This window comes from Aliiruegeria lutimaris, from assembly GCF_900099935.1.
GTDB lineage: Bacteria > Pseudomonadota > Alphaproteobacteria > Rhodobacterales > Rhodobacteraceae > Tropicimonas > Tropicimonas lutimaris.
In genome coordinates this window covers 65,482-89,544 of record NZ_FNEK01000019.1, presented here as the reverse complement: position 1 = coordinate 89,544, position 24,063 = coordinate 65,482, and the positions used below count along the sequence as shown (strand labels likewise).

The 24,063-nt window shown below is 61.0% G+C and carries 20 protein-coding genes and 3 pseudogenes; 10 read left to right on the top strand and 13 right to left on the bottom strand.

Going from position 1 to position 24,063, the window contains the following annotated elements:
- A pseudogene (locus BLR85_RS28485) lies at positions 1-252 on the bottom strand (helix-turn-helix domain-containing protein); the annotation flags it as partial.
- Positions 253-779: 527 nt separating this feature from the next.
- On the opposite strand from BLR85_RS28485, the gene BLR85_RS11025 reads away from it, so the two are divergent.
- The 8 genes from BLR85_RS11025 (at position 780) to BLR85_RS10990 (ending at position 11,004) form a co-directional block, all read left to right on the top strand.
- A complete protein-coding gene (locus tag BLR85_RS11025; protein ID WP_093155429.1) occupies positions 780-1,556 on the top strand; it encodes a pyrroline-5-carboxylate reductase in 777 nt (258 codons plus the stop codon).
- Positions 1,557-1,710: 154 nt separating this feature from the next.
- Positions 1,711-2,544, top strand: coding sequence for a peptidyl-prolyl cis-trans isomerase (locus BLR85_RS11020; RefSeq protein WP_093155426.1), 834 nt, complete (start codon positions 1,711-1,713; stop codon positions 2,542-2,544).
- A complete protein-coding gene (locus BLR85_RS11015) occupies positions 2,541-3,554 on the top strand; it encodes a HupE/UreJ family protein (protein WP_093155425.1) in 1,014 nt (337 codons plus the stop codon). Before BLR85_RS11020 ends, BLR85_RS11015 begins: the two co-directional genes overlap by 4 nt.
- A gap of 164 nt (positions 3,555-3,718) precedes the next feature.
- Entirely contained in the window at positions 3,719-5,644 is a 1,926-nt protein-coding gene (locus BLR85_RS11010; protein WP_093155423.1) for a DUF3604 domain-containing protein, read from the top strand.
- Positions 5,645-5,786: 142 nt separating this feature from the next.
- The gene (locus tag BLR85_RS11005; RefSeq protein WP_093155461.1) at positions 5,787-6,881 is read left to right on the top strand and encodes an alcohol dehydrogenase family protein; all 1,095 of its coding nucleotides are present in this window, start codon (positions 5,787-5,789) and stop codon (positions 6,879-6,881) included.
- Positions 6,882-7,010: 129 nt separating this feature from the next.
- Complete coding sequence (locus tag BLR85_RS11000) at positions 7,011-8,282, top strand: peptidoglycan-binding domain-containing protein (protein ID WP_093155420.1); 1,272 nt, start codon at positions 7,011-7,013, stop codon at positions 8,280-8,282.
- A gap of 46 nt (positions 8,283-8,328) precedes the next feature.
- Positions 8,329-9,279: an asparaginase gene (locus tag BLR85_RS10995; RefSeq protein ID WP_093155417.1), complete on the top strand. Its 951-nt coding sequence runs from the start codon at positions 8,329-8,331 to the stop codon at positions 9,277-9,279.
- A 297-nt stretch (positions 9,280-9,576) separates the two neighbouring features.
- Positions 9,577-11,004, top strand: a complete 1,428-nt coding sequence (locus tag BLR85_RS10990; RefSeq protein WP_093155414.1) for an alanine/glycine:cation symporter family protein — start codon at positions 9,577-9,579, stop codon at positions 11,002-11,004.
- Positions 11,005-11,082: 78 nt separating this feature from the next.
- Here BLR85_RS10990 and aguA read toward each other — a convergent pair whose 3' ends face one another.
- Complete coding sequence (gene aguA, locus BLR85_RS10985) at positions 11,083-12,174, bottom strand: agmatine deiminase (protein ID WP_093155412.1); 1,092 nt, start codon at positions 12,172-12,174, stop codon at positions 11,083-11,085.
- 494 nt (positions 12,175-12,668) lie between these two features.
- Here aguA and BLR85_RS10980 point away from each other — a divergent pair, with 494 nt between their 5' ends.
- Positions 12,669-13,811: an acyltransferase family protein gene (locus BLR85_RS10980; RefSeq protein ID WP_093155409.1), complete on the top strand. Its 1,143-nt coding sequence runs from the start codon at positions 12,669-12,671 to the stop codon at positions 13,809-13,811.
- Here the strand turns inward: BLR85_RS10980 and BLR85_RS10975 are convergent.
- Together BLR85_RS10975 and BLR85_RS10970 are read right to left on the bottom strand one after the other, a co-directional pair.
- A pseudogene (locus BLR85_RS10975) lies at positions 13,801-14,394 on the bottom strand (class I SAM-dependent methyltransferase); the annotation flags it as partial. The gene BLR85_RS10980 and the pseudogene BLR85_RS10975 sit on opposite strands and share 11 nt — an antisense overlap.
- A gap of 24 nt (positions 14,395-14,418) precedes the next feature.
- Positions 14,419-14,736, bottom strand: a complete 318-nt coding sequence (locus BLR85_RS10970; protein WP_093155403.1) for a hypothetical protein — start codon at positions 14,734-14,736, stop codon at positions 14,419-14,421.
- Positions 14,737-14,894: 158 nt separating this feature from the next.
- Between BLR85_RS10970 and BLR85_RS10965 the strand changes: the two are divergent.
- Positions 14,895-15,271 (top strand): annotated as a pseudogene (locus BLR85_RS10965) (transposase); the annotation flags it as partial.
- Positions 15,272-15,338: 67 nt separating this feature from the next.
- On the opposite strand, the gene BLR85_RS10960 reads toward BLR85_RS10965, so the two are convergent.
- The 9 genes from BLR85_RS10960 to BLR85_RS10920 all read right to left on the bottom strand — a co-directional run bounded on the left by BLR85_RS10960 (position 15,339) and on the right by BLR85_RS10920 (position 24,062).
- Positions 15,339-16,082 carry a ribonuclease activity regulator RraA gene (locus tag BLR85_RS10960; protein ID WP_093155458.1) on the bottom strand — a complete coding sequence of 248 codons (744 nt, stop codon included), beginning with the start codon at positions 16,080-16,082 and terminating at the stop codon, positions 15,339-15,341.
- 136 nt (positions 16,083-16,218) lie between these two features.
- Positions 16,219-17,445 carry a D-mannonate dehydratase ManD gene (manD, locus tag BLR85_RS10955; protein WP_093155400.1) on the bottom strand — a complete coding sequence of 409 codons (1,227 nt, stop codon included), beginning with the start codon at positions 17,443-17,445 and terminating at the stop codon, positions 16,219-16,221.
- A gap of 302 nt (positions 17,446-17,747) precedes the next feature.
- A complete protein-coding gene (locus BLR85_RS10950) occupies positions 17,748-19,025 on the bottom strand; it encodes a TRAP transporter large permease (protein WP_093155398.1) in 1,278 nt (425 codons plus the stop codon).
- Between the two features lie 9 nt (positions 19,026-19,034).
- The gene (locus tag BLR85_RS10945; RefSeq protein WP_093155395.1) at positions 19,035-19,571 is read right to left on the bottom strand and encodes a TRAP transporter small permease; all 537 of its coding nucleotides are present in this window, start codon (positions 19,569-19,571) and stop codon (positions 19,035-19,037) included.
- A gap of 67 nt (positions 19,572-19,638) precedes the next feature.
- Positions 19,639-20,622 carry a TRAP transporter substrate-binding protein gene (locus BLR85_RS10940; RefSeq protein ID WP_170844536.1) on the bottom strand — a complete coding sequence of 328 codons (984 nt, stop codon included), beginning with the start codon at positions 20,620-20,622 and terminating at the stop codon, positions 19,639-19,641.
- 59 nt (positions 20,623-20,681) lie between these two features.
- Positions 20,682-21,425 carry an SDR family NAD(P)-dependent oxidoreductase gene (locus tag BLR85_RS10935; protein ID WP_093155392.1) on the bottom strand — a complete coding sequence of 248 codons (744 nt, stop codon included), beginning with the start codon at positions 21,423-21,425 and terminating at the stop codon, positions 20,682-20,684.
- A gap of 115 nt (positions 21,426-21,540) precedes the next feature.
- A complete protein-coding gene (locus BLR85_RS10930; protein WP_139188362.1) occupies positions 21,541-22,752 on the bottom strand; it encodes a glycoside hydrolase family 88 protein in 1,212 nt (403 codons plus the stop codon).
- 51 nt (positions 22,753-22,803) lie between these two features.
- Positions 22,804-23,691, bottom strand: a complete 888-nt coding sequence (locus tag BLR85_RS10925; RefSeq protein WP_093155386.1) for an NAD(P)-dependent oxidoreductase — start codon at positions 23,689-23,691, stop codon at positions 22,804-22,806.
- 38 nt (positions 23,692-23,729) lie between these two features.
- Positions 23,730-24,062, bottom strand: a complete 333-nt coding sequence (locus BLR85_RS10920) for a cupin domain-containing protein (RefSeq protein ID WP_093155383.1) — start codon at positions 24,060-24,062, stop codon at positions 23,730-23,732.
- Position 24,063: the final 1 nt, after the last annotated feature.

Here is a 24,063-nt window from a genome sequence, read left to right as displayed (position 1 = left end):
AAACAGAGTGATATCCGGGTCCTGGATCATCAGTTCCTGAAAGAACCCGACATGAGCGGCCAGTTTGCCGGTTCCTGCCGGACGCCCCATCGGAGAGGCAACAGCTTCACCCGCACTCCGGATCCGGCGCGCCCACCGTCCCCCAGTCGCGGCAGAAACCTGAAGGCGCCGGGATGCTTCCCTCCCTGTCAGCCCTTCTTCGATCAGTCGCGCAAAGCGATCTCGGAGTTCCTTGGGTAACGGTGCCGGCATGACGTGATCCTCCCAAACAGGGTGAATCACAAATCAAACCTCAGGGGAATCCTGCCGATTCAATCTTTTGTCGAAAAGCTCTAGGCAGAATTGCCTACGCAATCCTGCGAATTTCGTTCCGCCTTCATCTATGTGATGATCATTTCGATGACAGAAGGTTCCAACGGCTCGTCATTCCGGCTCCCTCCAAAGGGGTCTTGGGTATCGAAGAGAAAAAAGGTGTGAGTGGTGGTCCTATTCTGGACCTGTTACTGGGTGCCGGTGCTTCAATATTGTTCGAAGCATCGGCATTCACCTTTTTGGGAGATCCAATTTCACATTGCGGGCTGAAAGTGTTTTCCCGGCCCAGCGATTTACCGCTCTTCTTTTCATCAGTTGGCCGGCATGATCCGGCGTTGCGATTGGCTCCCAAACGCTCTTTGCCCCGCGTTGCAGAAGCGCCGTTCTCCATGCGAACCTGTCTGGACAATCGAGCCGGATAGATTCAACTTCGATCCAGCTTGGGAAATTTAGGGATATCACAGCGAATGCGGCTCGGATTCATCGGTACTGGCGCGATCACGGAGGCCATCGTGACCGGGTTGTTGCGCGTGGAAGCGGAGGTTGGGGAGATCCTGCTTTCCGAACGAGACCGCGCGGTTTCGGCACGGCTGGAGGCGGCCAGCAAGCGTGTGCGCGTCTGTCCCGACAACCAGCAGATCGCCGAGGAAAGCGACCTTCTGTTCCTGGCGGTTCGCCCGCAGGATGCCCGCGCGGTGCTCGAACCGCTGCGCCTGCGAGAGGGCCAGCATGTCTGCAGCCTCATTGCGACCATCCCGTCGGAGACCCTGCAGGGCTGGTTCGGCACGCCGGTCCGCATTTTCCGCGCAATCCCGCTTCCCGCGGTCGCTGAATTGCGGGGCGTCACGGCGCTGTTTCCGCACGACCCGGTGGGCGAAGCGCTTTTTGGACCGCTCGGAACGGTTGTCGCGGCAAGAACGCTCGACGAGTTCGACGCCTACGCCACCGCCAGTGCGCTGATGGAGACCTATTTCGGCATTCTCGAAACGGCGACCGACTGGATGTGCGAGACGGGGATCGAGCGCGAAACGGCGCAAGCCTATCTCACCCCGGTCTTCCTGGGGCTGGCGCGGACAGCCGCCGAAGCCCCGGAGAAAAGCTTCGTCACCCTGCGCGAGGAGCATTCGACGCCGGGCGGGCTAAACGAACAGGTCTTTGCCACATTCGCTGCCAACGGCGGGACCGACGCCCTGAAGAAAGCCCTGAACGCAGCAGGCGCGCGGGTTCGCGCCGCGCGCGCGTAACGAACCCGCGCGCAAACAAAACGACCTCCTTCAGAAACGCAGCGCATCGCCGGAAAACAGTCCTTTCCCAGACGTAATGCGGGAATCAACGGATTGCAGGCGTGCTTATTCTTGCTACGACTAGGCACAGGAAGAACAGCAAGGAAAAAAGCCGATGCGTTTTCTACGCGAGCCCCTATTTCATTTCTTCCTGCTGGGAGTGGCGATTTTCGGCTGGTTCTTCTGGCTGAACCCCGCCGATCCGAACGGCTCGGACAGCAATCGCATCGTCATCGACTCGCAGGATATTGCGCGGCTGACGGCGCAATTCGAGGCGACCTGGCGGCGGCCGCCGACGGAGGCGGAGTTGCAGGGGCTCATGAACTCGCTGGTAACGGAAGAGGTCCTGGTACGCGAGGCTCAGTTGCTTGGGCTGGATCAAGGTGACGGGGCGATCCGAAATCGCCTGGCTCAGAAAATGAATTTCCTGACGACCTCGGTAGCCCAATCCATCGAGCCCGACGACGAAACTCTGCGCGCCTACATGGACCAGAACCCGGAGCGTTTCGCCTCCCCACCGCGTGTCGCCTTCGAACAGGTTCTGCTGAAGCCGGATGAGGAGACGCGCGATGTTTTGGCGGCCCTGAACACCGGAGCCGATCCGAAACAGCTTGGCGCGGCGACGCTGCTGCCGGCGGAAATCCCGCTGAGCATCGCGGCCTCGGTCGATGGCCTGCTGGGGCGTGGGACCTTTGCACAGCTGGCCGAGTTGCCGGAGGGAAGCTGGTCCGGCCCGGTCCAATCCGGCTATGGCCTGCACGTGGTGCGGCTGACCGGGCGGGAACCCGGCGCCCTGCCCCCATTCGAGGAGATCCGCGAGCGGGTTCTGCAGGATTGGCGCAGCAAGCAATCCGAGGAACTGACCGCAGCGCAGGTGCAATCCCTCAAGTCCAAATACGAGATCGTGCTGCCGGAACCGCTGACCCCGCGCGAAGGCGCGTCGCAATGAGGGCCGTTCTGCACCTCACTCTCGGGCTCTTCCTGTTGCTGGCATCGCTGGGCACAGCTTCCGCTCATGCGTTGGAGCCGGGCTATCTCGACCTGCGGCAGCTGACGCCCGAAAGCTGGCAGGTGTTCTGGCGCAAGCCGGATGTCAACGGCGCGCCCATGGCCATCGACGCAGCGCTTCCCGAAACCTGCACACCCGCGACGGGCGGTGAGGCCAAGTCCGACGGCTACGCCTGGATCACCGCCTGGGTTGCCAATTGCCCGGACGGGATCGGGGGCGGCGAGGTCCGCATCCCGGGGCTGCAATTGCAACGCACCGACGTGCTGCTGCGCCTGCAACCGCTGGACATGCAAGCCACGACCGTACGGCTGACTCCGAACGCGCCTGCCTATGCAGTACCGGAAACCCTCTCGGGCGGCGCGGTGTTCCTGAGCTATCTCGGCCTCGGCTTCGAACATATCCTCGAAGGATGGGACCACCTTCTGTTCGTTTTTGCCCTGCTGGTGCTGATCCGCGATCCGTGGCGCCTCGTGGGCGCGATCACCGCTTTCACCCTGGCGCATTCCATCACGCTGGCGCTTGCCGCGCTCGGCCATATCAGCGTTCCCGGCCCACCGGTCGAGGCCTGTATCGCGCTCTCCATCGTCTTTCTCGCCGTCGAGATCCTCAAGCACGAGGACGGAGCGGCGCGGCTTTCAGAACGCGCGCCATGGATCGTCTCCTTCAGTTTCGGCCTGCTGCACGGACTGGGCTTCGCCGGAGCGCTGATCGAGATCGGTCTGCCGCAGGGCGATATTCCCATTGCGCTGCTGGCCTTCAATGTCGGCGTCGAGCTTGGCCAACTCGCATTTGTCGCCGGGGTTATGGCGTGTTTCGTCCTTCTGCGGGCGGCATGGCCGGGCCTTGTGCGCGCTTTCCGCAAGGCGCATTCCACGGGCATATCGGTGCTGGGTTATTCGATCGGGGGCGTCGCGACATTCTGGCTCGCTGAACGGATCGCGGGTTTCTGAAAACTCACGTTACACCCCAAGACATCGCAAGTTTCAGGAAATTCTGCCTGTCATAAGTCATTTATATCTGCCGAAAATGGGCTATAATCGGTTCCAATAATCAAGAAAAAATAATCGAGAGAAGGCAGTCCAAGACCACGAGATTTGTCCGGGGAGGGACATCGATGAAACTTCGAACGACAGTTGCCATTTGCACGACGCTTGCCGCGTTCCCCGCCTCCGCGCAGTTCATTCCAAGCGCGGAATCCATCGAAGGGCTCTACCCCGGCAAAACCTATTCGCCTTATGCGCAGCGGAGTTTCCCGTCCAAGGTTTTCTGGGGCGATACCCATCTTCACACCGGCTATTCCATGGATGCCGGCCTGTTCGGTAATACCACCGGCCATGACACCGCCTATAAATTCGCGCGTGGCGAAGAAGTGACCTCCGCTTCCGGCCTGCCCGTCCGTCTGGCGCGGCCGCTCGACTGGCTGGTACTGACGGACCATTCGGACGGCATGGGCCTGATCTTCGACATGCTCGACCAGAAGCCGAATGTCATGGAATTCGAGCAGTCCCGTGGCTGGGCCGAAGCGCTGGCCAAGGGCGGCGAGGAGAGTGCCGCGGCGGCGCTGGACCTGATCACAACCTTCTCGCAGGGCGCTATCGACCCGGACCTGATGGCTCAATACTCCCCCGGTTCGCCGATCTATCGCTCGGTCTGGGAGACGGTGATCGAGAAGGCCGAGGAATACAACAATCCCGGCGTCTTCACCGCCTTTATCGGTTATGAATGGACCTCGCTCGACAAGGGCAACAACCTGCACCGCAACGTCGTACTACGCGACAATGCGGACAAGGCGCTGATGGTTGACCCGCTGGTGACCCAGCCACCCGTCGGCTCGACGGACCCGCTCGATCTCTATGCCTGGCTGGAGGATTACGAGAGCAGGACCGGCGGCTACGCTTTCGCGCTGGCCCATAACGGCAACCTGTCGAACGGCATCATGTTCCCGACCGAAAAGCAGTTTACCGGCGCGCCCATCGACGAGAATTACGTCACGCTGCGCGACAAGTGGGAACCGCTCTACGAGTTCACCCAGATCAAGGGCGATGGCGAGGCCCACCCGGTGCTCAGCCCGGACGACGAGTTCGCCGATTACGAGACCTGGGACGCGGGCAACCTGGACCTGAGCGAGGCCAAAACCGAAGAGATGCTCAAGGGAGAATATGCCCGAGAGGCCATGAAGCAGGGCCTCGCGCTGGAGAAAAAACTTGGCGTGAACCCCTACAAGTTCGGCGCCGTGGGCTCGACCGACAGCCACACTTCGCTCGCCACCGCGGACTCGGACAATTACTTCGGCAAGGCCACCAATGCCGAGCCGAACCTGACCCGGATGACCCATCCTTTCGCCAAGACGGACAAGGGCGCGTTCGAAGGTTATGAACTGGTCGCGTCCGGCTATACCGGCGTCTGGGCCGAGGAGAACACGCGCAAATCTCTCTGGGACGCTATGGTGCGCCGGGAGACCTATGCCACCACTGGCCCGCGCATGATGGTTCGCTTCTTCGGCGGCTGGGATTTCAACGAGAATGACCTGCGCGGACGCCAGCCCGCCTTTGCCGGCTACCAGCGCGGCGTGCCAATGGGCGGCGACCTGCGCCCGGCCCCCGAGGGTGCCGAAGCGCCGACCTTCATGGTCTATGCGCTGCGGGATCCGATCGGCGCCAACCTCGACCGCATCCAGATCGTCAAGGGCTGGATCGATGAGGCCGGCGACCTGCACGAGAAGGTTTATAACGTGGCATGGTCCGCCGTGCGCGAGATAGACGACGCAGGCAAGCTGCCGCCGGTTGGCGACACGGTCGATCTCGAAGCCGCGAGCTATGCCAATACGATTGGTGCGCCGGAATTGCTGACCATCTGGACGGACCCGGACTTCGACGCCTCCGAGGCCGCCTTCTACTACGCCCGTATCCTCGAAATTCCGACGCCGCGCTGGGTCGTTTATGACAAGCTCCGACTTGGTGTCGAGATCCCCGAAGCGGCCGAAAAAGTGCATCAGGAACGCGCTTACACGTCCGCCATCTGGTACGCGCCAGAGGAGTGACGCGACCGGCCAGCCCGGCGGCGCGACAGTCGCCGGGACGGTGTTCATCCGGAAAAGGGCAGGCTACCATTGGAGGGACCCTGCGCGTACCCGGAAGGAACAAGCCGTGGACAAACAGCAATCCCGCGCCGCAAACGCCACCATGATGGCCGTCGTGACCACCGGCATTGGTGGCTATGACAAGCTCGAATACCGCGCGGTGCCGGTGCCTGTCCCCGGACCGAACGAGCTCCTGCTCCGGGTGCTGGCGGCGGGGGTCAACAACACGGAGATCAACACGAGGCTGGGTTGGTACTCGTCGAGCGTGACAATCGATACCGGCGCTGCGGCGGCCGATCAGGAGACGCGCGCCGAGCAGAAGGCCGATGGCGGCTGGAGCGCGGCGACCCCGTTTCCGTTGATCCAGGGCACCGATTGTTGCGGCGAGGTGGTGCAGGCCGGGGGAGACGTGGGCGCGGATCTCATCGGCAAGCGGGTTCTGGTTCGGGCCTGCATGCGTCCGAACGGCTTCGACGACATGGAAAATATCTGGATGGCCTCGGATTTCGACGGTGCCTTCGCCGAATATGTAAAGGTTCCGGCCAGCGAGGTCTTTGCCGTGCATTGCGACTGGTCCGACGCGGAGCTTGCGACCATCCCCTGCGCGTACGGCACCTCCGAGAACATGCTGCAGCGCGCGGCTGTCGGGCCGGGCGATCTCGTGCTGGTGGCCGGGGCGTCCGGCGGTGTGGGCTCCGCGACGGTGCAACTCGCCAAGCGGCGCGGCGCACGGGTGGCGGCGATCACAAGCGCGGGCAAGGCTGATCTGCTGCGCGATCTCGGCGCAGATATCGTGCTGGATCGAAAGGACGATCTTGTTGGAGAGCTGGGCGAGCGCACGGTCGATGTTGTCGTGGACAACGTGGGCGGCCCGAATTTCCCGCAGATGCTCAAATTGCTGAAACGCGGCGGCCGCTATGTCTCCTCGGGCGCAATTGCAGGCCCCATCGTCAGCCTGGACATGCGGGACATGTATCTCAAGGACATCACGCTCATCGGCTGCACGGCCTGGGACGCGCCGGTCTTTCCGAACCTGATCGGCTATATCGAACGCGGCGAGATTCGTCCGTTGCTGGCCGATTTCTATCCGCTCGAACAGATCGTGGAAGCGCAGCGGGAATTCCTGAAAAAGAAGCATTTCGGCAATTTCGTGCTGGTGCCTCCAGATAGCCGCTCGACCGAAACCCGATCGACTTGATGCATGGAATAATAGCGTGACGACAACCCGCCGGCTGGTATCGTATGACGGGCGTCGAACGGTAATGAATTGTTCAGGCAATTGACCCGAAAAAGCTGAGACCGGCAATTCGGGAGGAAGGCAGACGATATGGATCGGAACGCGAAAACCAGGATGATGCGGTCCGGGCTTCTGGGGTTGGCATGCACGCTGCAGGCCAGTCTCGCCGCAGCGCAGACGGCAACACCGGAATCGCTTTTTCAGCAGGCCCGCACGCTGGTTGAAGCCACGTCTGCCCCCTATGACACTTCGGAAGCCGCGCAATTGCGGCAGGCACGCGACATTCTGGACCGGATCATTACCGAGTTCCCGGCCTCCGACCTGTCCGTTCGGGTGCTCATCCAGGACAATATCGACGGGCTGGACATAGCCAGGCTCGACGCAGAGATTGCCGCCCTGCCAGTGGCGGATACCGCATCGGGTTTCCCCGTCATCCCGACCGTCGAAACGGCCCCCGCCGAGCCCGGCGGCGCAACAGGATCGGCCTTCCCGGTCATCCCGATGGCACAGGGCACGGCCCAAACCGCTTCGCCGACGGCATCCGGCGCACAGGCCACGAGCGCTTTCCCGGTCATCGCACCGCCTTCCGCCCCTGCCGCGGAAAGCGCGGAGACGCTGGTTTCGGAAAGTCTTCGCAGTGTTGGGAACTGCTATGTCAGCACGCAGGGTGCCGGCGCCGGCGAGCGGGTCATTGTCGAGGTCGACATCGACGGCCAGGGACAGGTCGCGGCCATGCCCCGGCTGCTGGAGCCGATTGCGCCCTCCGCCAGCGCGCGCCAGCTTTTCATCACCCTCGTCACGGCGCTGGACAGCTGTTCGCCCTATGCCGCTGGAGCTGCCGGTAGCTACAGGATCGCTGCCACCGCCGATGGCGTCGAGCGGGTGGACACTTCTGGCGCCCCGATAACGGCCGCGCCCACCACCTCCGCAACCGCAGTCATTGCGCCAACCTATTGGGTGGCCGCCAGCAAGGAGTCGCAGGATGCGCTCGAACTCTCCCGCCGGGAGAAAGCCGAACTGCAGGCCCGGCTGACCGCGATGGGCTATGATCCGCGCGGCATTGACGGCGTTCCGGGCAACGGCACCCGCGAAGCGCTGTCCCAATGGCAGGTAGCGGCCGGCATTCCCGCGACCGGCTATCTCGACCAGCCGCAAATGACCGCGTTCCTGCAGCAATCCAACCCCGCCTACGAGGCCTGGCTGCTGGACGATACCAACAAGGCAAAGGTCGAGGCCGCGGCAACGGAAAAGGCCGCCACCAAGAAATCCTCCGGCCGCGCCAAGCCACCGCCGGGCTATTTCTGGTACAAGGGGCGGCTGTGCAAGAAAGTGTTCGGGAACGCGGTGATCTCCTGCAAGTAATCGCGGCAAACAGACCAGAACGCGCAATGGCAACCACGGAGGCAGGATGTCGATCTTGTTGATCCACACCGGCGGAACGATCGGGATGGACCGCACCGAGGACGGCTTTGCCCCGCGGATCGGGGTGGTCGAAGACGAAGTACAAAGGCTGCTAGACGCACGGCGCGTGACAACGCCGGTCGAGATCTGCCGACTGGACCCGTTGATCGACTCCGCGCAGGCGACGCCGCGCGACTGGACCCGCGTCGCGCGCACGATCTTCGAGGCGCGCGATGATTTCGACAGCTTCGTGGTGACCCACGGCACCGACACGCTGGCCTATACCGCCGGCGCGCTGTGCTTATCTCTGCCCGGGCTTCGCAAGGCCGTCATCGTGACAGGCTCCATGTTGCCACTGACCGTGGAGGGCAATGACGGGCAGAAAAACCTCTTCGATGCGCTCAGCGTGGCCCGCGAAGCCCCACCGGGCATACAGGTCCAGTTCGCCGGCCACCTGCTGCACGGCGCGCGCATCCGCAAATCCCACTCCCATGCATTCGACGCCTTCAGGGACGTGCCAAGCGCGGAGCCGCCGGTTGTTGCCGCCAAGACGCCCGGCCTGATCTCGCTTCGAAAGCAGAATGTCGGGATGCTCTCGGTCACGCCCGGCCCCTCTGCCGACCTAGTGGGTTTTGCGGCGGAAAACTGCGACGGGCTGGTGCTGCGCTGCTTCGGCTCTGGAACTGCCCCCGATACACCGGAGCTGCGCGCGGCCCTTGCACGCGCCTATCAAAAGCAGGTGCCGGTCGTCGCGGTCAGCCAATGCCCCGAAGGTGGCATGCGTCTGGGCACCTATGCGGCCGGCAAGGTTATGCGGGACACCGGCGTTGTCGACGGCCGGGACATGAGCCCGGAAATGGCCTTCGCCAAGATGCAGTTCAGCCTGACGCAATTCACGGATTTCGAAGCCCGCCGTGCCTATCTCGCCGCAAGCCAGTGCGGAGAAATGACGACCTGAGACACGGCAATCTCACTCCGGCATGCGTTTCCGGCTTTTCCGGTCCCCGGCCGATCTGCGTCCCATTGTCCCCAAACCTGCAGCAGAGTTTGACGATTGACTTGTGAAATGAACCACTTACCCTGAAGCCATGCGGCGGGCCGCAAAACACGAGGTTTTTCTTTCTACCTGACGCAAGTAATCCAGCGATCAGCAAAGGGCAAACCCTAACAAGTAAAGGGAAATCCGCCCTCTGCCGCAGCTGGCCTGTGCAATCCAGTGTGGATTGCACCAAAAGCATAAAGAGGGACAACAGAAATGGGTTTTCTAGAGTTTATCTTCGGAAAGATCGGCGACCTGACGTGGGGGTGGTCACTGATCCCCATCCTGGTCGTACTTGGTCTTTTCATCACGATCACCACTGGCTTTGTCCAGTTTCGGTTCTTCAAGCGCATGTTCCGCGTGCTGTCGAACTCCAACCAGTCGGCCGACCCGAACAAGATTTCGGCGCGTGAGGCCCTGCTGGTCTCGGTTGGCGGACGCGTGGGCGGTGGCAATATCGCAGGCGTCGCGGTCGCCATCACCCTTGGCGGCCCAGGAGCTGTGTTCTGGATGTGGGCGGTTGCCCTGATCGGCATGGCCACGAGCCTCGTGGAATGCTCGCTTGCACAGCTCTTCAAGCGCAAGACGGGCGAGAACGAATATCGCGGCGGCCCGGCCCGCTCGATCCTGCATGGACTGGGCGAGGAATACCGCTGGCTGGCCATCGTCTACGCGATCTGCCTGATCGCCGCCTTCGGCCTCGGTTTCAATGCCTTCCAAGGCAACACCGTCGCCGGCGCAATCAAGGACAGCATGGGGATCGACCGGCTCTATTCCGGTGCCGCGCTCGCCGCCGTTTCCGGTATCATCATCTTCGGCGGCATCCACCGGATCGCCAAGACCGCAGATGTGGTCGTTCCGATCATGGCGGTCGGCTATCTCGGCATGGCGCTGATCGTCATCCTGCTGAACATCACCTCGGTACCGGGTGTGATCTATGACATCGTCGCCAATGCCTTCGGCTTCGAGGAAGCTGTCGGTGGCGGCATGGGAGCGGCCATTGCACAGGGTATGCGCCGGGGTCTGTTCTCGAACGAAGCCGGTCTCGGCTCGGCGCCGAACGTCGCCGCCACCGCTGAGGTCAGGCATCCGATCAGCCAGGGCATCACGCAGAGCTTTTCGGTCTTCATCGACACGATCATCATCTGCTCCTGTACCGCGTTCATCATCCTTCTGGGCGATGTCTACGTGCCGGGCGCAGAAGGCATTGATGGCGTAGCGCTGACCCAGCAGTCGATGGTCTCGCACCTCGGCGGATGGGTGCAGTATTTCCTGACCGGGGCAATCCTGCTCTTCTCCTTCTCGTCGATCATCTACAACTATTACCTCGGCGAGAACGCGATGACCGTCCTGTCGGAGAAACCCGTGGCAATCCTGATCCTGCGCCTCGCGATCATCGGCATCGTTTTCCTTGGCGCCACCGCACCGGGCGCGACCGCGGTCTTCTTCTTCTCCGATCCGATGATGGGGATCCTGGCGCTGGTCAACCTGCTGGCGATCATGATGCTCTTCCCGGTTGCCATGCGCCTGCTGCGCGACTTCCAGGCACAGCTCAAGGCAGGGGTAGAGCGCCCCGTCCTCAACCCGGAAGATTACGCCGATCTCGACATCGACCACGAAGCCTGGAGGATGCCGACGAACTGACCTTCTCCAAGGGTCCAAGTTGGAAAGACCGGGCATCGCAGCCCGGTCTTTTCGTTTTCGGTCAGGTCGTCCCTGGGATCAGACCGCTGGCACTTGCTGCGTGATGCAGTGGACGTTTCCACCACCAAGAAGGATCTCGCGGGCCGCAACACCGACGATCTCGTGTCCCGGGAACGCGTCCTGCAGCACCTCTCGGGCCTGATCATCCCATTTCGGATCCAGCATCGGCATGACGATCCGGCCGTTGGTGATCAGGAAATTGGCATAGGAACCGGCCAACCGCTGGCCGGCCTCCCGCTCCATCCCGTCCGACATGTCGACGCCGGCCGCCTCCTGCTCAGTGATGTAGAGCGGACCCGGAATATGGACCTTGTAGATCTTGAGGGATCGCCCCCTGGCATCGGTCGCGCTGGACAGGAAGTCAAAGGCCCGCTGCGAAATCTCGTATTGCGGGTCCTGCCTGTCCTCGGTCCAGGAAAGGATCACCTCGCCGGGTTTCACGACATGCATCAGGTTGTCGATATGGCCGTTGGTCTCGTCGTTATAGAGGCCTTCGGGCAGCCAGAGTACTTTTTCGACGCCGAGATTATCCTTCAGCGCCTGTTCGATCTCTTCCTTGCTCATATTCGGATTGCGCGACGGGTGCAGCAGGCATTCCTCGCTGGTGAAGAGCGTGCCGTCGCCATCGGTGTGAATCGCGCCACCTTCGAGGATGATCCCCGCCTTGTAGCTGTCATCGCGGAGAATCTCGCAGAGCTTTCCGGCGACCTCGTCATCCTTGTCCCAGGGGAAATAGAGACCGTCCACGAGGCCGCCCCAGGCGTTGAAATCCCACTGGATGCCACGGCGCTCGCCCTGTCCGTTCGTGACGAAGGTCGGGCCGATATCGCGCATCCAGCTGTCATTGGTCGACATTTCGACCACGCGAACGGAATCCGGAAGCCGGCTGCGCGCGTTGTCATATTGCGCGGCGGAGACCGCCATGGTGACCGGCGTCACTTCGGCGATTGCCCTGGCGACCGCGACAAAGCTTCGCTGCGCCGGCTTGGCGCCATCGCGCCAGTTATCGCTGCGCTCGGGCCAGGCTATCCAGATCTCGGCATGGGGCTCGTGCTCGCCCGGCATGTGGAAACCATCTGCAGCTGGCTTGCTATCGTAGACTTTCGCCATTCTTCTTGTCCTGAATCGGGAGGGATGGAACGAGGCATGTCGGCCACGGTGACCATGGACCGGCACCATGTCAAATCATTGCGTGAGGCAAGCCGCAACGTCTATCGCAACCAAGCGGTTCGCTAGGTGTTCAGCGCCGGCATCTGTTGGATCGGGAACGGAAAATCCACCTAACTCACCTGTTCAGATTTCCCGAGCCACCTCCAACAGTGGGTGCGCGGGCTTTAACCCAGCGACCTGTAGCAACCCCGTGCCGCCCGCGATTTGAGCCTATTTTGGAACCACCGCAAATTTGCGCAAATCCCGAACTTGGCGGCTATCCCGTTCACCGCCTGCTCTACGTGCCTATCATGCTTGTGCACCAGTCGCTCGAAGGTGCTCCAATGCATCCCCATGGGCTCTTTGCGGCCGCGACCGTTCAGAATGGCGAAACGTGTTGGCAGCGTGATCCCGCGGATGATAGTAGGTGTCCGAGAATCTGGAGACCGGAGTGAATGGCAGGACAAGGCAGGCAAGTGCAAGACATCGAGAGCTTGCGCGGTATCTCGATAGCGCTGGTAATGATTGCGCACTTGCCTTTCCTGATGCCTTGGCCTCAGCTTGTTTTCGACTACACGTCCCAGCTAAGGTTCGGAGCCGGCGTAGACCTGTTCTTTGTCGTGAGCGGATACGTCATCACGATGTCGCTGTTTCGAGAACTGGACCACGGCAGGCTTCCTGCCAAGACTCTCCTCTACCATTTCTGGATCAAACGTTTTTTTCGCCTGATACCACCCGCGGTTCTGGTTATCGGTGTCACGCTGGTTGTCGTGGCACTTGTCGGCGAGACGTCGATCTTTTCCATTCACGGAGGTTTTTCTCAGGCATCTTGGGGTGCGTTTGCTAGCTTGACAGAGTGGATGAATATCTGGGCATATATTCAGGTGGTCAACGAGCGCCCATACACGCTGCTCGCCCATTTTTGGAGCTTATCGCTAGAGGAACAGTTCTATCTTCTATGGCCTATTGCTGTCGTCGCCCTTCGCCGACGCAATACGCTTCTGCTTCTTTCATCCGCACTCCTCATCGTCTATTCTTTTTCCGACAGGGATGGCGTAACGGATTTCGCTTGGTGGTTCCGTATCGACGGGCTTTGCTGGGGAACAATAATCTACCTCACGGCGGACCGCTGGAAGCGGCTTGAAATGTCCCGGCCCGCAGCGTTAATCTTTCTTGCCAGCGGCCTTGTCGCCCTTTTGGGTGCAACAAGCCTTTTCGGATCGTCACCATTCTCCCAATCGCTTATGACGCTCGGTGCGGCACTCTGCGTCTTTATCGCAGCGCTGGACCGGGATTTTCTGCAGGGACGGGGGCGTGTGAAACTTGTAATCAACTACTTGGGGTCGCGCTCTTATACGATCTACCTTTGGCACATTTTAATATTCTCCGGATTGCAGCTTGCCTGGGTGACATTTCTGCCAGACATGGTCGCCACCTTTTCCGTACTTTCAGCGGGGCTAATCCTGGTGTCACTTATTCCGTTCCTTTCCGTCATCGAACTGAGCTATTCTTTCGTGGAGAGGCATGGCCGGAGAATTGGGCGGCGCTTGGTCGACAGATTGCGTTACAGTCACGTTTCCGGGAAAATCAGCGCTTAACGAAGCCTAATCGACGCGCAATTCGGTTTATCCGGTTCGGTTTCCTGCCAATCAGGTAGGCGAAGTAATGGGGCAATGCGCCGCTGTCGATCAATGCGGTATCGAGGTCCATCACGGTTGCGGCGAATTCTCGTCCGATGTCCGTTTCGTAGAGAGCGTCATGGTTCAGCCCCCAGAACAAGATGAACGCGAAAGTTCCGTAGGTGGGAATAATTTCCACGTCCTCGAAGGCTTCTTTCATGGCCCTGGGAATCTCGGAGGAATGGATCGATTCCGTTGGATCAGCCTCGATCACCTGTTCGACCGTGGGAAATTGCAGTTCAGGTATCCAGGTTTTCTTCACCTCGGGGCCCAGGGTACGCCAGAGGCGGCGCGCGAGGTCGCGGTGCTCCTCCGGGTAATCAAAATAGTCGGGACCGATATACTCGGTCGCCCATAGGACGCCGCCAGGCGCAAGTGCTCGTTCGCACCGCTTGAGAATACCATCCAGATCATCGAAATGATGCAAAGAGGCGATAAAAGTGATGACGTCATAGGACGCATCCGGAAGGTCCACTTTGTGGATGTCCTCGCAAAGGAATCTGGCGCGCTGTTCGACGCCGAGCTCTCATGCGTATTCCTTTCCTGCCTCCAGCGCCACGGGGCTTACATCACACAGATCGTAGCTGGAGATCTCGCTCTTGCTCAGTATTCTGAGTTCGGTTTCGCAACGCCCCGTGCCGCTTCCGAGGGCTCGCAGGTTCTTGCGTCCTTTGAGATAGCGACTACAGAACCAGTCTTCACGGGTTGGAGCGCCCAAAAGCCGGTGCAACCGTGCCTTGGCTGTAGGGTGAAAGGACCATTCCCCGCGAAGGAATTCGTCTGAAAAATGGAAATCGTTCCAGAATTCGGACGTCACCGAGTAATTTGTGATCTCTTCGCTCAAACCGAGGGCTTTCCGTTAGTTCACGGGTAGTGTTATTGGGGAAGTGGCACCATTGCAAGTCTGCCCGTCCCGATCATCCCAAGGGTCACACGGGCGTTTTTGCAAAACTCTGTCGGCGAAGGATTCACAACGCGAATCCATTCGCTTAGACAGTCAGGATGCCGTATCCCGCACCTCTACGCTGCCGCACGACAACCTGGGCCTGTTACAACACCGCGCTCAGGAAACGAGGATCGTTGCTCATCTGGCTGGCAAGGAGATGACCCGGTACGCGCCGCGTGAGGGACGGCCGGGGCCAGCACCGGCATTCTCGGATGCGGCGATCCAGTTCTGCCTGTCGATCAAGGTTTCGTGCAAGCTTCCGCTCAGGCAGACTGCGGGAATGGTCGCGAGCCTGTTGCGTCTGGCCGACCTGGATTGGCCCGTTCCGGACTATTCGACCCTGTGCCGGAGACAGAAATCCTTGAAAGTTCAGATCCCGTATCGCCGCGCTGAGGGGCCGATGGACCTCCTGGTCCCCTCTCGGGCATTGCGTTGCAATACCCTGCCGGCCAGGGGGCTACCTCAACTCCACCGCTAGCGAAGTTGCTCTGACGTGACCCTCAACCCCTTTTGCGAGTCCGCCAGTTGTCAAAACGCAGGAGTGTGTCGGGATCTGTTGGTGGATAAAGGCCCTTGATCGGAACACCGCGATTGACTTCACCCAGTACGAAGTCCTCGAACAGTTCCATGTCGACGCTCTCTACGGCGACCTCGTCAGCCAAGTGGCGCGGAATGACCATGACGCCATCGCCGTCGCCAACAACTATGTCACCGGGGTAAACCGCGACGCCGCCACAGCCAACGGGCATGCCAATATCCACGGCATGGTGCTTCGTCAGGTTGGTCGGAGCCGAGGGCTTGGCTGCGAATACAGGCATGTCGAGGTTGGCTGCGCCCGCAGCATCGCGGATTCCGCCGTCCGTCACCACGCCCGCTGCGCCGCGTACCTGCAGGCGCGTCAGAAGTATCGAGCCGGCAGATGCGGCTGAACAATCCTGGCGACAATCCATCACCAGGACCGCGCCTTCGGGACATTCTTCCACGGCAACGCGTTGCGGATGGTCGGGTTCACGAAAGGCCTCGATCGGATCGGTGTCCGGACGCGCAGGAATGTAGCGCAACGTGTAGGCCGGACCAACGAGTGGCCGCTTATCCGATCCAAGCCGCGCGACTCCTTGAACATACGCGTTGTGATATCCCCGTTTGTATAGAAGTGTCGCGATTGTCGCCGTGCTCGCATGTGACAAACGTGTGAGGGTTTCCGGATGCAGAGTGATGGAATCTGCGGACAGTGGATTCGGCATTTTGGTTTCCTCTGAGCGGTGGAAAAAGATCAGGATGCACCGGGTCGATTGGGACGAACGCACCCAGGCCGCACGGGCTTCCCGGCCAGGCGGCAAGGCACGAAACGGGTTATCTTCGGCGTTTGCCAAGACACGTTCAGTAGTTCCACATCGTCCCATCTTCCAATCTGACGACTGGGTGACTGGCGGGTTTGTACTCATATCGCCCTGCCTCCCCCTCGTCGAAGTCGACGCCCAGACCGGGTGCGTCGCTCACATACATCATGCCGTTTCTCATGTTGTGTTCTGATGGGAACAACGCGTCGCATTCGGGCGTGCCCAGCACCAGGTATTCCTGAATGCCGAAATTGGGGGCCCAGGCGTTCAGGTGCGCTTGCGCTGCCATGCCAAGGGGCGAGTGGCTCGGTGCACCGTGGAACCCGGTGCGGACGTGGTGCAACCCCGCGAGATCCACGATGCGTTTCACATGCGTGATCCCACCGGCATAGGTGACGGCCACCCGAATGAAGTCGATCAACTCGTTCTCGATCAGTTTGTTGCAATCCCAGATCGAGTTGAAGACCTCGCCGATCGCGACCGGCACAGTGGAGTGCTGGCGCAGGAGCCTGAGCGCATCCTGATCCTCGGCGGGCGTCGGGTCCTCCAGCCAGAACAGCCCGACCGGTTCGACCGCCTTGGCGAACTCGGCCGCCTCGCGTGGCGTCAGCCGGTGGTGCACGTCGTGCAGGATCTTCAGGTCGGGGCCAAAGCGTTCGCGGATCCGGGCAAGCGCCTCGGGCATGTAGCGCCTGTAGCGGTCGGTATCCCAGATTTCTACCTTGGGCCGAATGCCGGTGTAGTCGGTGATGTAGTTCCGGGTATGGCCCTTCTCTTCCGGAACGGCATAGCTGGCCGTCGGCATGCCCGGGATTCCGCATTGCACGCGCACTGCCTTGTAGCCCTGCTCCACGTAGTAGGCGATGGAATCCATCAGGTCTTCGAGATCGGCGCCGGTCGCATGGGCGTAGACCAACGCGCCGTCGCGGCTCTTGCCGCCGAATAGCTGGTAAAGCGGCATTCCTGCGAGTTTACCCTTGATATCCCACAGCGCCATGTCGATGGCACCATAAGCGGCCATGGCGATGGGGCCGCGACGGAAATAGGCACCGCGATAGAAGAACTGCCAGATGTCCTCGCTGTTGCGAGGGTCCATCCCGATCAGGTTCGGGATCAGGTAGTCTCGCAGGTACGCGGCCGGAAGTGTCTCGCGATTGTTGAGCGTCGCGTCGCCCAGACCGTAGACACCCTGATCAGTCATGATCTTCAAAGTGACATAGTTCTTGGCGGGGCCGCCGACAAAAACCTTGGCATCGGTTATCTTCATTTTGGATAGCTCCCTTTCCGACGGCCTGTTCAGTTCAACCCGGAAACATCTGTCCAGTTGTCGTGCTCGCGAGCGATTTCGATGACCTGCCGGTAGAGGCTGCCCTCCCGGAATGTCGGATAGGGTTCGGCGGCCTCGCCGCGGATATCCCTGACGAACGCCCGTACCAGATGGTGCCAGCACCTGTCCGATGACCGGCGAACCACGTTCCATGGATCAGGACTTTCGGCATGGGATGCTCCTTTTCTGGCCGGGCGCTCGATCTGCCCGGCCTTGGTGCATGGCGCACGTGGTTGTGACGGTCAGATCAATCCGGGCAGGGTCATCGAGATCGCCGGAACGAAGGTGATCAGCATCAATGCGACGAGGATCGCGAGGTAGAACGGCCAGATCGTCCTGACGGCCTTTTCCATCGGGAGCCTCCCGACCGCGCAACCGGCGAAGAGGCAGGTTCCGACCGGCGGCGTGCACAGCCCGAGCCCGAGGTTCACCAGCAGGATCATTCCGAACTGCATCGGGTCGATCCCGAGGCTCGTGGCGACAGGCAGAAAGATGGGCGTACAGATCAGGATCAGCGCCGCCATATCCATGATCATGCCCAGCAGCAGGAGAGCCAGGTTGATCATCAGCAGGATGAGGATCCGGTTTTCGGTCAGCCCGGTCAGGAACTCGACCGTCAGGTTGGGCACCCTGTAGAATGTCAGCATGTAGGCGAAAGCACCGGCACAGGCGATCAGGATCATGACCATGGCGGTTGTCTTGACGGCGGAACTGACCGCCGTGCGGAACTTCATCCAGGTCAGATTGCGGTAGAACAGGAGTGTCACGACAAAGGCGTAGATCGCGCCGAAGGCACCGGATTCGGTGACGGTAAACACCCCGGAGAGCACACCACCGACAATGATGACAGCAGTCATCAGGCCCGGGATCGCATCGAGGAAGCTGAACGCGAGCGCCCTCCAGCCGGGAAAGGGCTCGCCCTTGTAGCCGCGCCGAACGGCGACCACATAGGCCGCGAGCGCCAGGCACAGGCACATCAGAACCCCCGGAACCACGCCAGCCAGGAACAGCTTCGAGATCGAAATGCCACCACCGGCCGCGATGGCGTATATGATCATGTTGTGGCTGGGCGGGATGATGATACCGGCCAGCGACGATGTGACTGTGACATTGACCGCATAGTCGGTGTCATAGCCCTTCTCCTTCATGACCGGGATCATGATCGAACCAAGGGCGGAGATGTCGGCGATGGCGGACCCCGAAATGCCTCCGAACAGCATTGAGGACAGGACGTTCACGATACCGAGGCCACCGCGGACCGCGCCCACCGCGGCCGAGGCGAAGCGAACGAGCCGCTGGGCGATACCACCGTGAAACATCAGCTCGCCAGCAAAGATGAAGAACGGGATCGCCATGAGCGCAAAGACGTTGATGCCGGAGATGATCCGTTGAAACCCGATCATCAGCGGCAAGCCTTCGAACCAGAAGGCCGCGAGAGCGGAGATACCCAAAGCGAAGGCCACCGGAACACCAACGACGACGCAGAGTGCAAAGAGACCAAGAAGAACGAGAAGACCCATGACTGTGTCCTATTGAATGGAGTCTGTGCGCATGTCGTTCCCGAACAGGAGACGCACGATGTGGCCGAGCGAGAACAGCACGATCAGGCCGCCGCAAATCGTAAGCGGCAGTGAACGCAGACCCTCAGGCATCTGGATCAGCGGAATCTGGGAATCCCATTTGAACAGCGTGAGTTCGGCCCCGTAGCGGATCATCAACGCTCCGAACCCGACCATCAGCACGTCGCTGACGATGACCAGAACCAGCCTGACCTTGGCTGACACTGCTGTGCGCAGGACGGCGACGGATATGTGCGTGTGATCGTGAACACCGACTGCCGCGCCCAGAAATGCGATCACCATCACCAGAAGCAGCGCAACCTGCTCGACCCAGGTCGGTGTGGCATTCAGGACGTACCGGCCGAAGACCAGCCAGCCAAAGATGACGGTTAGGACAACCAGCGAAACGCCGGTCACTAGCCGGCATATGTTCGCGAGGCCGTCGAGAAACGCGTCCATCCATACCAGAAAGGCCGGTGGATCGCGACTGAGATCGCTGTTGGTCATGTTTGGCTCCGGGGAAAGGTTGCGCCCGACCCCGCGTCGGCTCCGGGCGCAGGAAGATCAATCCAGTTTATTCGGTCGCTTGGATCAGTTCGACCAGCGGCCGCAGGTCGGGATTGGCTGCGAGATAGGCCTCGTAGACCGGCACCATTGCTTCCTGGAACGGGGTCTTGTCGGCGATCTCGTTGGTCTTGACGCCAGCGGCTTCGACCTTTTCGCGGCTCGCCGCTTCTCGCTCGGCCCAGAGCTGGTGCTGCAGTTCGGCTGACTCGACCGCAGCTTCCTTCACCGCCGCTTTCATGTCATCGGAGAGGGCATTGTAGACATCGGTATTGATGCAGAGGCACTCGGGGATGATGAGGTGCTGGCTCAGCGAGTAGTAGCCGGCCACCTCGAAATGCCCAGTCGACTCGTAGGACGGCCAGTTGTTCTCGGCGCCGTCAACCACGCCGGTCTTGAGAGACTGGTAGACCTCGGCGAAGGCCATCGGAGACGGGTTGCCGCCCAACTCGGAGATCATCCCGGAGTAAAGGTCGTTGTTCATCACGCGGACCTTCATGCCCGCAACGTCGGCCGGTGCTTCGATCGGCTTCGCGCCGTTGTAGAAAGACCGTGCGCCGGCATCATACCAGGCCAGAGGCGTGAGACCCTTGGCGGCCATGCCATCGGAGATCTTCTGCCCGCCTTCTCCTTCGAGCACGCGGAACATGTGGGGGACATCCTTGAAAATGAACGGCAGCGAGACGACATTCGCCTCCGCCGCGATCGGACCGATCGGGCCAAGGTTGAAGTTGCCGATCTCCAGACCACCGAGCCGCACCTGCTCGATCGCGTCGGGCTGGCTGCCGAGCGTTCCGCCGTGGAACATTTGCAGCGTGATCTCGCCACCGGTTTTCTCCGCGAGCAACTCGGCGAACTTTTCCATCGCGACGGTGTTGGGATAGCCGTCGACATGGATATTCCATCCGCGCCATTGCTCGGCAACGGCTGCGCCGCACAAAAGTGTCAGCATGGCGGTCGCACCGACCAGTCTGGTCGCAAGTTTCTGTTTCATGTTTTCCTCCTCGGTTTGTGAACTCGTAATCTTGGATTGGTTGTCGGACTGCGGGGTGCTCAGCTGAAGAGCACCCCGCCGTTGATGTCGACGCTGGCTCCCGTGATGAAGGCCGCGTCGTCGCAGGCCAGGAACAGGACCAGGTTCGCGACATCGTCGGACACGCCCTGCCGCTTCAGGGGAGCCGCGGCCTCGAAGCCACGTCGGGCAGCCTCTGCGGTATGAATGTTGTGGAAATCGGTATCGATCATGCCGGGACACAGCGCGTTGACGCGGATCTCCGGGCCAAGCTCCTTGGCCAGGCCGCGTGTCATTGTCATGACCGCGCCCTTGGAAGTGGCGTATGCGACGGCACCCGCGCCGCCCCCGTCGCGGGCGGCCTGGCTGGCCATGTTGATGATGGCGCCCGCGCTCATGTGCGGCAGGCATTCCTTGATCATCAGGAAGGTGCTCGTGAGGTTCAGGTCCATCACCGCCTGCCAATGCTCCAGCGACATCTCGGCAATGGTCTTGCGCGCAATGAGGCCCCCGGCGTTATTCACGAGCACATCGACGCCGCCGAACGCTTCGACGGTGCGCGCCACCAGCGCCTGAACGTCGGCCGGCCTGTTCAGGTCGCCCTGCACCGCAATGGCCTTGCCGCCCAACGCTTCGATCTCCGCAACGGCCTGCTCGGCTCCGGCGCTACTGGCGAAGTAATTGATCGCGACGTTTGCGCCCTCCGACGCCAGCTTGACGGCACAGGCGCGGCCAATGTCTCGGCCTCCGCCCGTAACGATTGCGGACTTTCCCTGAAGTTTCATGAGTCTTCCTTGCTTTGATGTTCCGGGGTGGAGGCTGGTTCCCCTGCACGCGCTGACACGCGGCATGGGTGCCTCATGGGAACGCGACGGGCGCGCGGGCTATTCCGACACGGCACTACCAAAAGAACTCCGTGTGCCCGACCGCTCGCATCAGCGCTTCGACGTAGTAGTAGTCGCCGTAGGGCAGCATGTTGTCGGAACGGTCGAGATCGACGAAGGCGGCGCCTTTTTCGAGCAGACCCTGCGCTTCCGGGCGTCCGGCGATGTCACAGGTCTGGACCAGCCCCAGCAGGATGCGGTCGGCCAAGGCCGTGTAGCGCTCTGCTTCCGGCCCGTGCCCGAAACCTTGCGCCAGCGCGTAGAGCCCGGCGGCGGTGACGGCCCCTGCGGAACTGTCGCGATAAGGGTGCATGTTGTCCGGCAGGTCGTAGTCCCACAGGGGAACGCCGTCCTCGGGCAGCTTGTCGGCGATGTAGTCGGCCATTCTCGCGGACATGTCGCGGTATTCTTGCCGCCCCGAATACAAGTAGCTTTGCGCGAAACCGTGGATCGCCCAGGCCTGTCCGCGCGACCAGCAACTGTCATCGCTCAACCCCTGATGGGTGAAGCCCTTAACCGGCGCGCCGGTACGCGGGTCGAACTCGTAGGCGTGGAATGAACTGCAGTCGTCGCGAACAAGGTATTCGGCGCTGGTCGCCAGGTGCATGTGCGCGATGTCTGCGAACGAGGCCTGACCGGTCTGCTCATGCGCCCAGAACAGCAGCGCCATGGCCTGCATGCTGTCTATGTTGAGCGTCCCGACCTTCTGCGCGGCAAACTCGGGTGGATCGCGGCGCATGGGGTTCCAGCACATCACAAAGCGCATCGGCTGGCGCCGCCGCGCGGCAAGGAAATCGGCCGCTCTCAGCGCCATTTCGCGGGAGTGTTCGTTCCCCGTTAGCTTCCAATCGGCGACGCAACTGAGCGAGAACAGGAAGCCCAGATCATGGTCATGCCAGTCGGGCCGCTCCAGCACCGTCTGGAAATAGGGGCGCCGCATCCTTGCGCTGTTCTTGAAGCGCTCTTCGCCGGTCAGCGAATAGGCAAGCCAGAGCTGCCCGGACCAGAAGCTCGCCACCCATTCATCGGAAATGCAGAACTGATAGCTTTGGGTGCCGTTCTCGCCGATCCGGGGGTTGCGCAGGCCAAAGACCGGAATCAGGTCGCTGATCTTGGTCACGGCCCGATCCAACGCCTGTTCGAACACCCCGCAATGCGCCGTGGGCGGCTGGAACAGGTTCATCGCGACGTAGGATTCCCCGGTATCTAGGTTCGGTGCAAAGTTCATGGTTTTGTCCCTGCGAATAGCTTTGTCGTAATGAGCGCGCTTTGCGATCACTCAGCCTGCCTTTTCGAGCTTCAGGAAAAGGTCGAATATTTCCGGAACGTTGCCGTCCCCCATGCCGGCTTCGACAGCGGCCTTGAGGTTGTGCGATGTGCCTTGGGCTATCTCTGACTGGGTACCCAGATCCTCTGCCATTTTCAGGAAGTAACCGAGATCCTTGTTGGCATTGTTGATCGAGAAGCTCAGATCACTCACGCCATCGACGGCGTAGTTCTTGCAGAACTGCATGAACGGCGAATTCGACGGTCCGGTGGACATGATGTCAAACAGCTGCTGACGATCGACACCCGCGCGATCGGCAACCGCAAAAGCCTGGCTCATCGTGCAAACGGTGGTCATGCCCATGAAGTTGTTGATCAGCTTGGTCACATGACCTGCGCCCAGCGCGCCGAGATAGAAGACGTTCTCGCCTTGCTCGTCGAGAACGGGTTTGACCTTGTCGAAGGTTTCCCTGTCGCCAGCGGCCATGATGTTGAGCAGCCCGTCCTTGGCATGAGCCGGTGTGCGGCCGAGCGGTGCGTCGATCATGCCCGCACCCTTCGCGGCGAGGTCGGCGCCGATCTTGCGAGTCGAGGCCGGGATGGAGGTGCCAAAATCGATCAGCACGGCGCCTTGCTTGATGCCGGCAAGGATGCCGTTGTCGCCGTAGACCACCTTTTCAACCACCTCGGAGGTTGTAAGACAGAGCATCACGATGTCGCTCTCCTCGGCCAGTTCCCTGGGCGTTTCGGCCTCTGTGGCGTTGCCACGCTCAAGGACCGCCTGAACGGCATCCTTGTTGAGGTCCATCACGACCAACTCGAAACCCTTTTTCTGGAGGTTCTCGACCATGTTGCCTCCCATGAGGCCGAGGCCGATAAAGCCGATGACGGGTTTGGTCATGCCCAGTACTCCATTCGTTCAGTGTATGTTTCGTTGGATCAGAGGAAGTCTTCTCGGTGCGGCGTGAACATGTCGATCAGCATGCCGGCTTCGAGGCAGGTGGCGCCGTGGGGAAGGTTCGGCTGCTTGTAGGCCGAGTCTCCCGGGCCCAGGATCCGCTTCACACCGTCGATCTCGAACTCGAATTTGCCGGAGACGACATAGGTGATCTGCTCGTGCGGGTGGTGGTGCACCGGCGCGACTGTTCCGGATTCGAAATGTACTTCAACGCACATCAGGTTGTTGTTGTAGGCGCAGACCCGGCGCTTGAGGCCGCCGCCAAGGTCTTCGATCTCGCCTTCGACCGCGGGAAAGATGTTCTTGATTTCCATG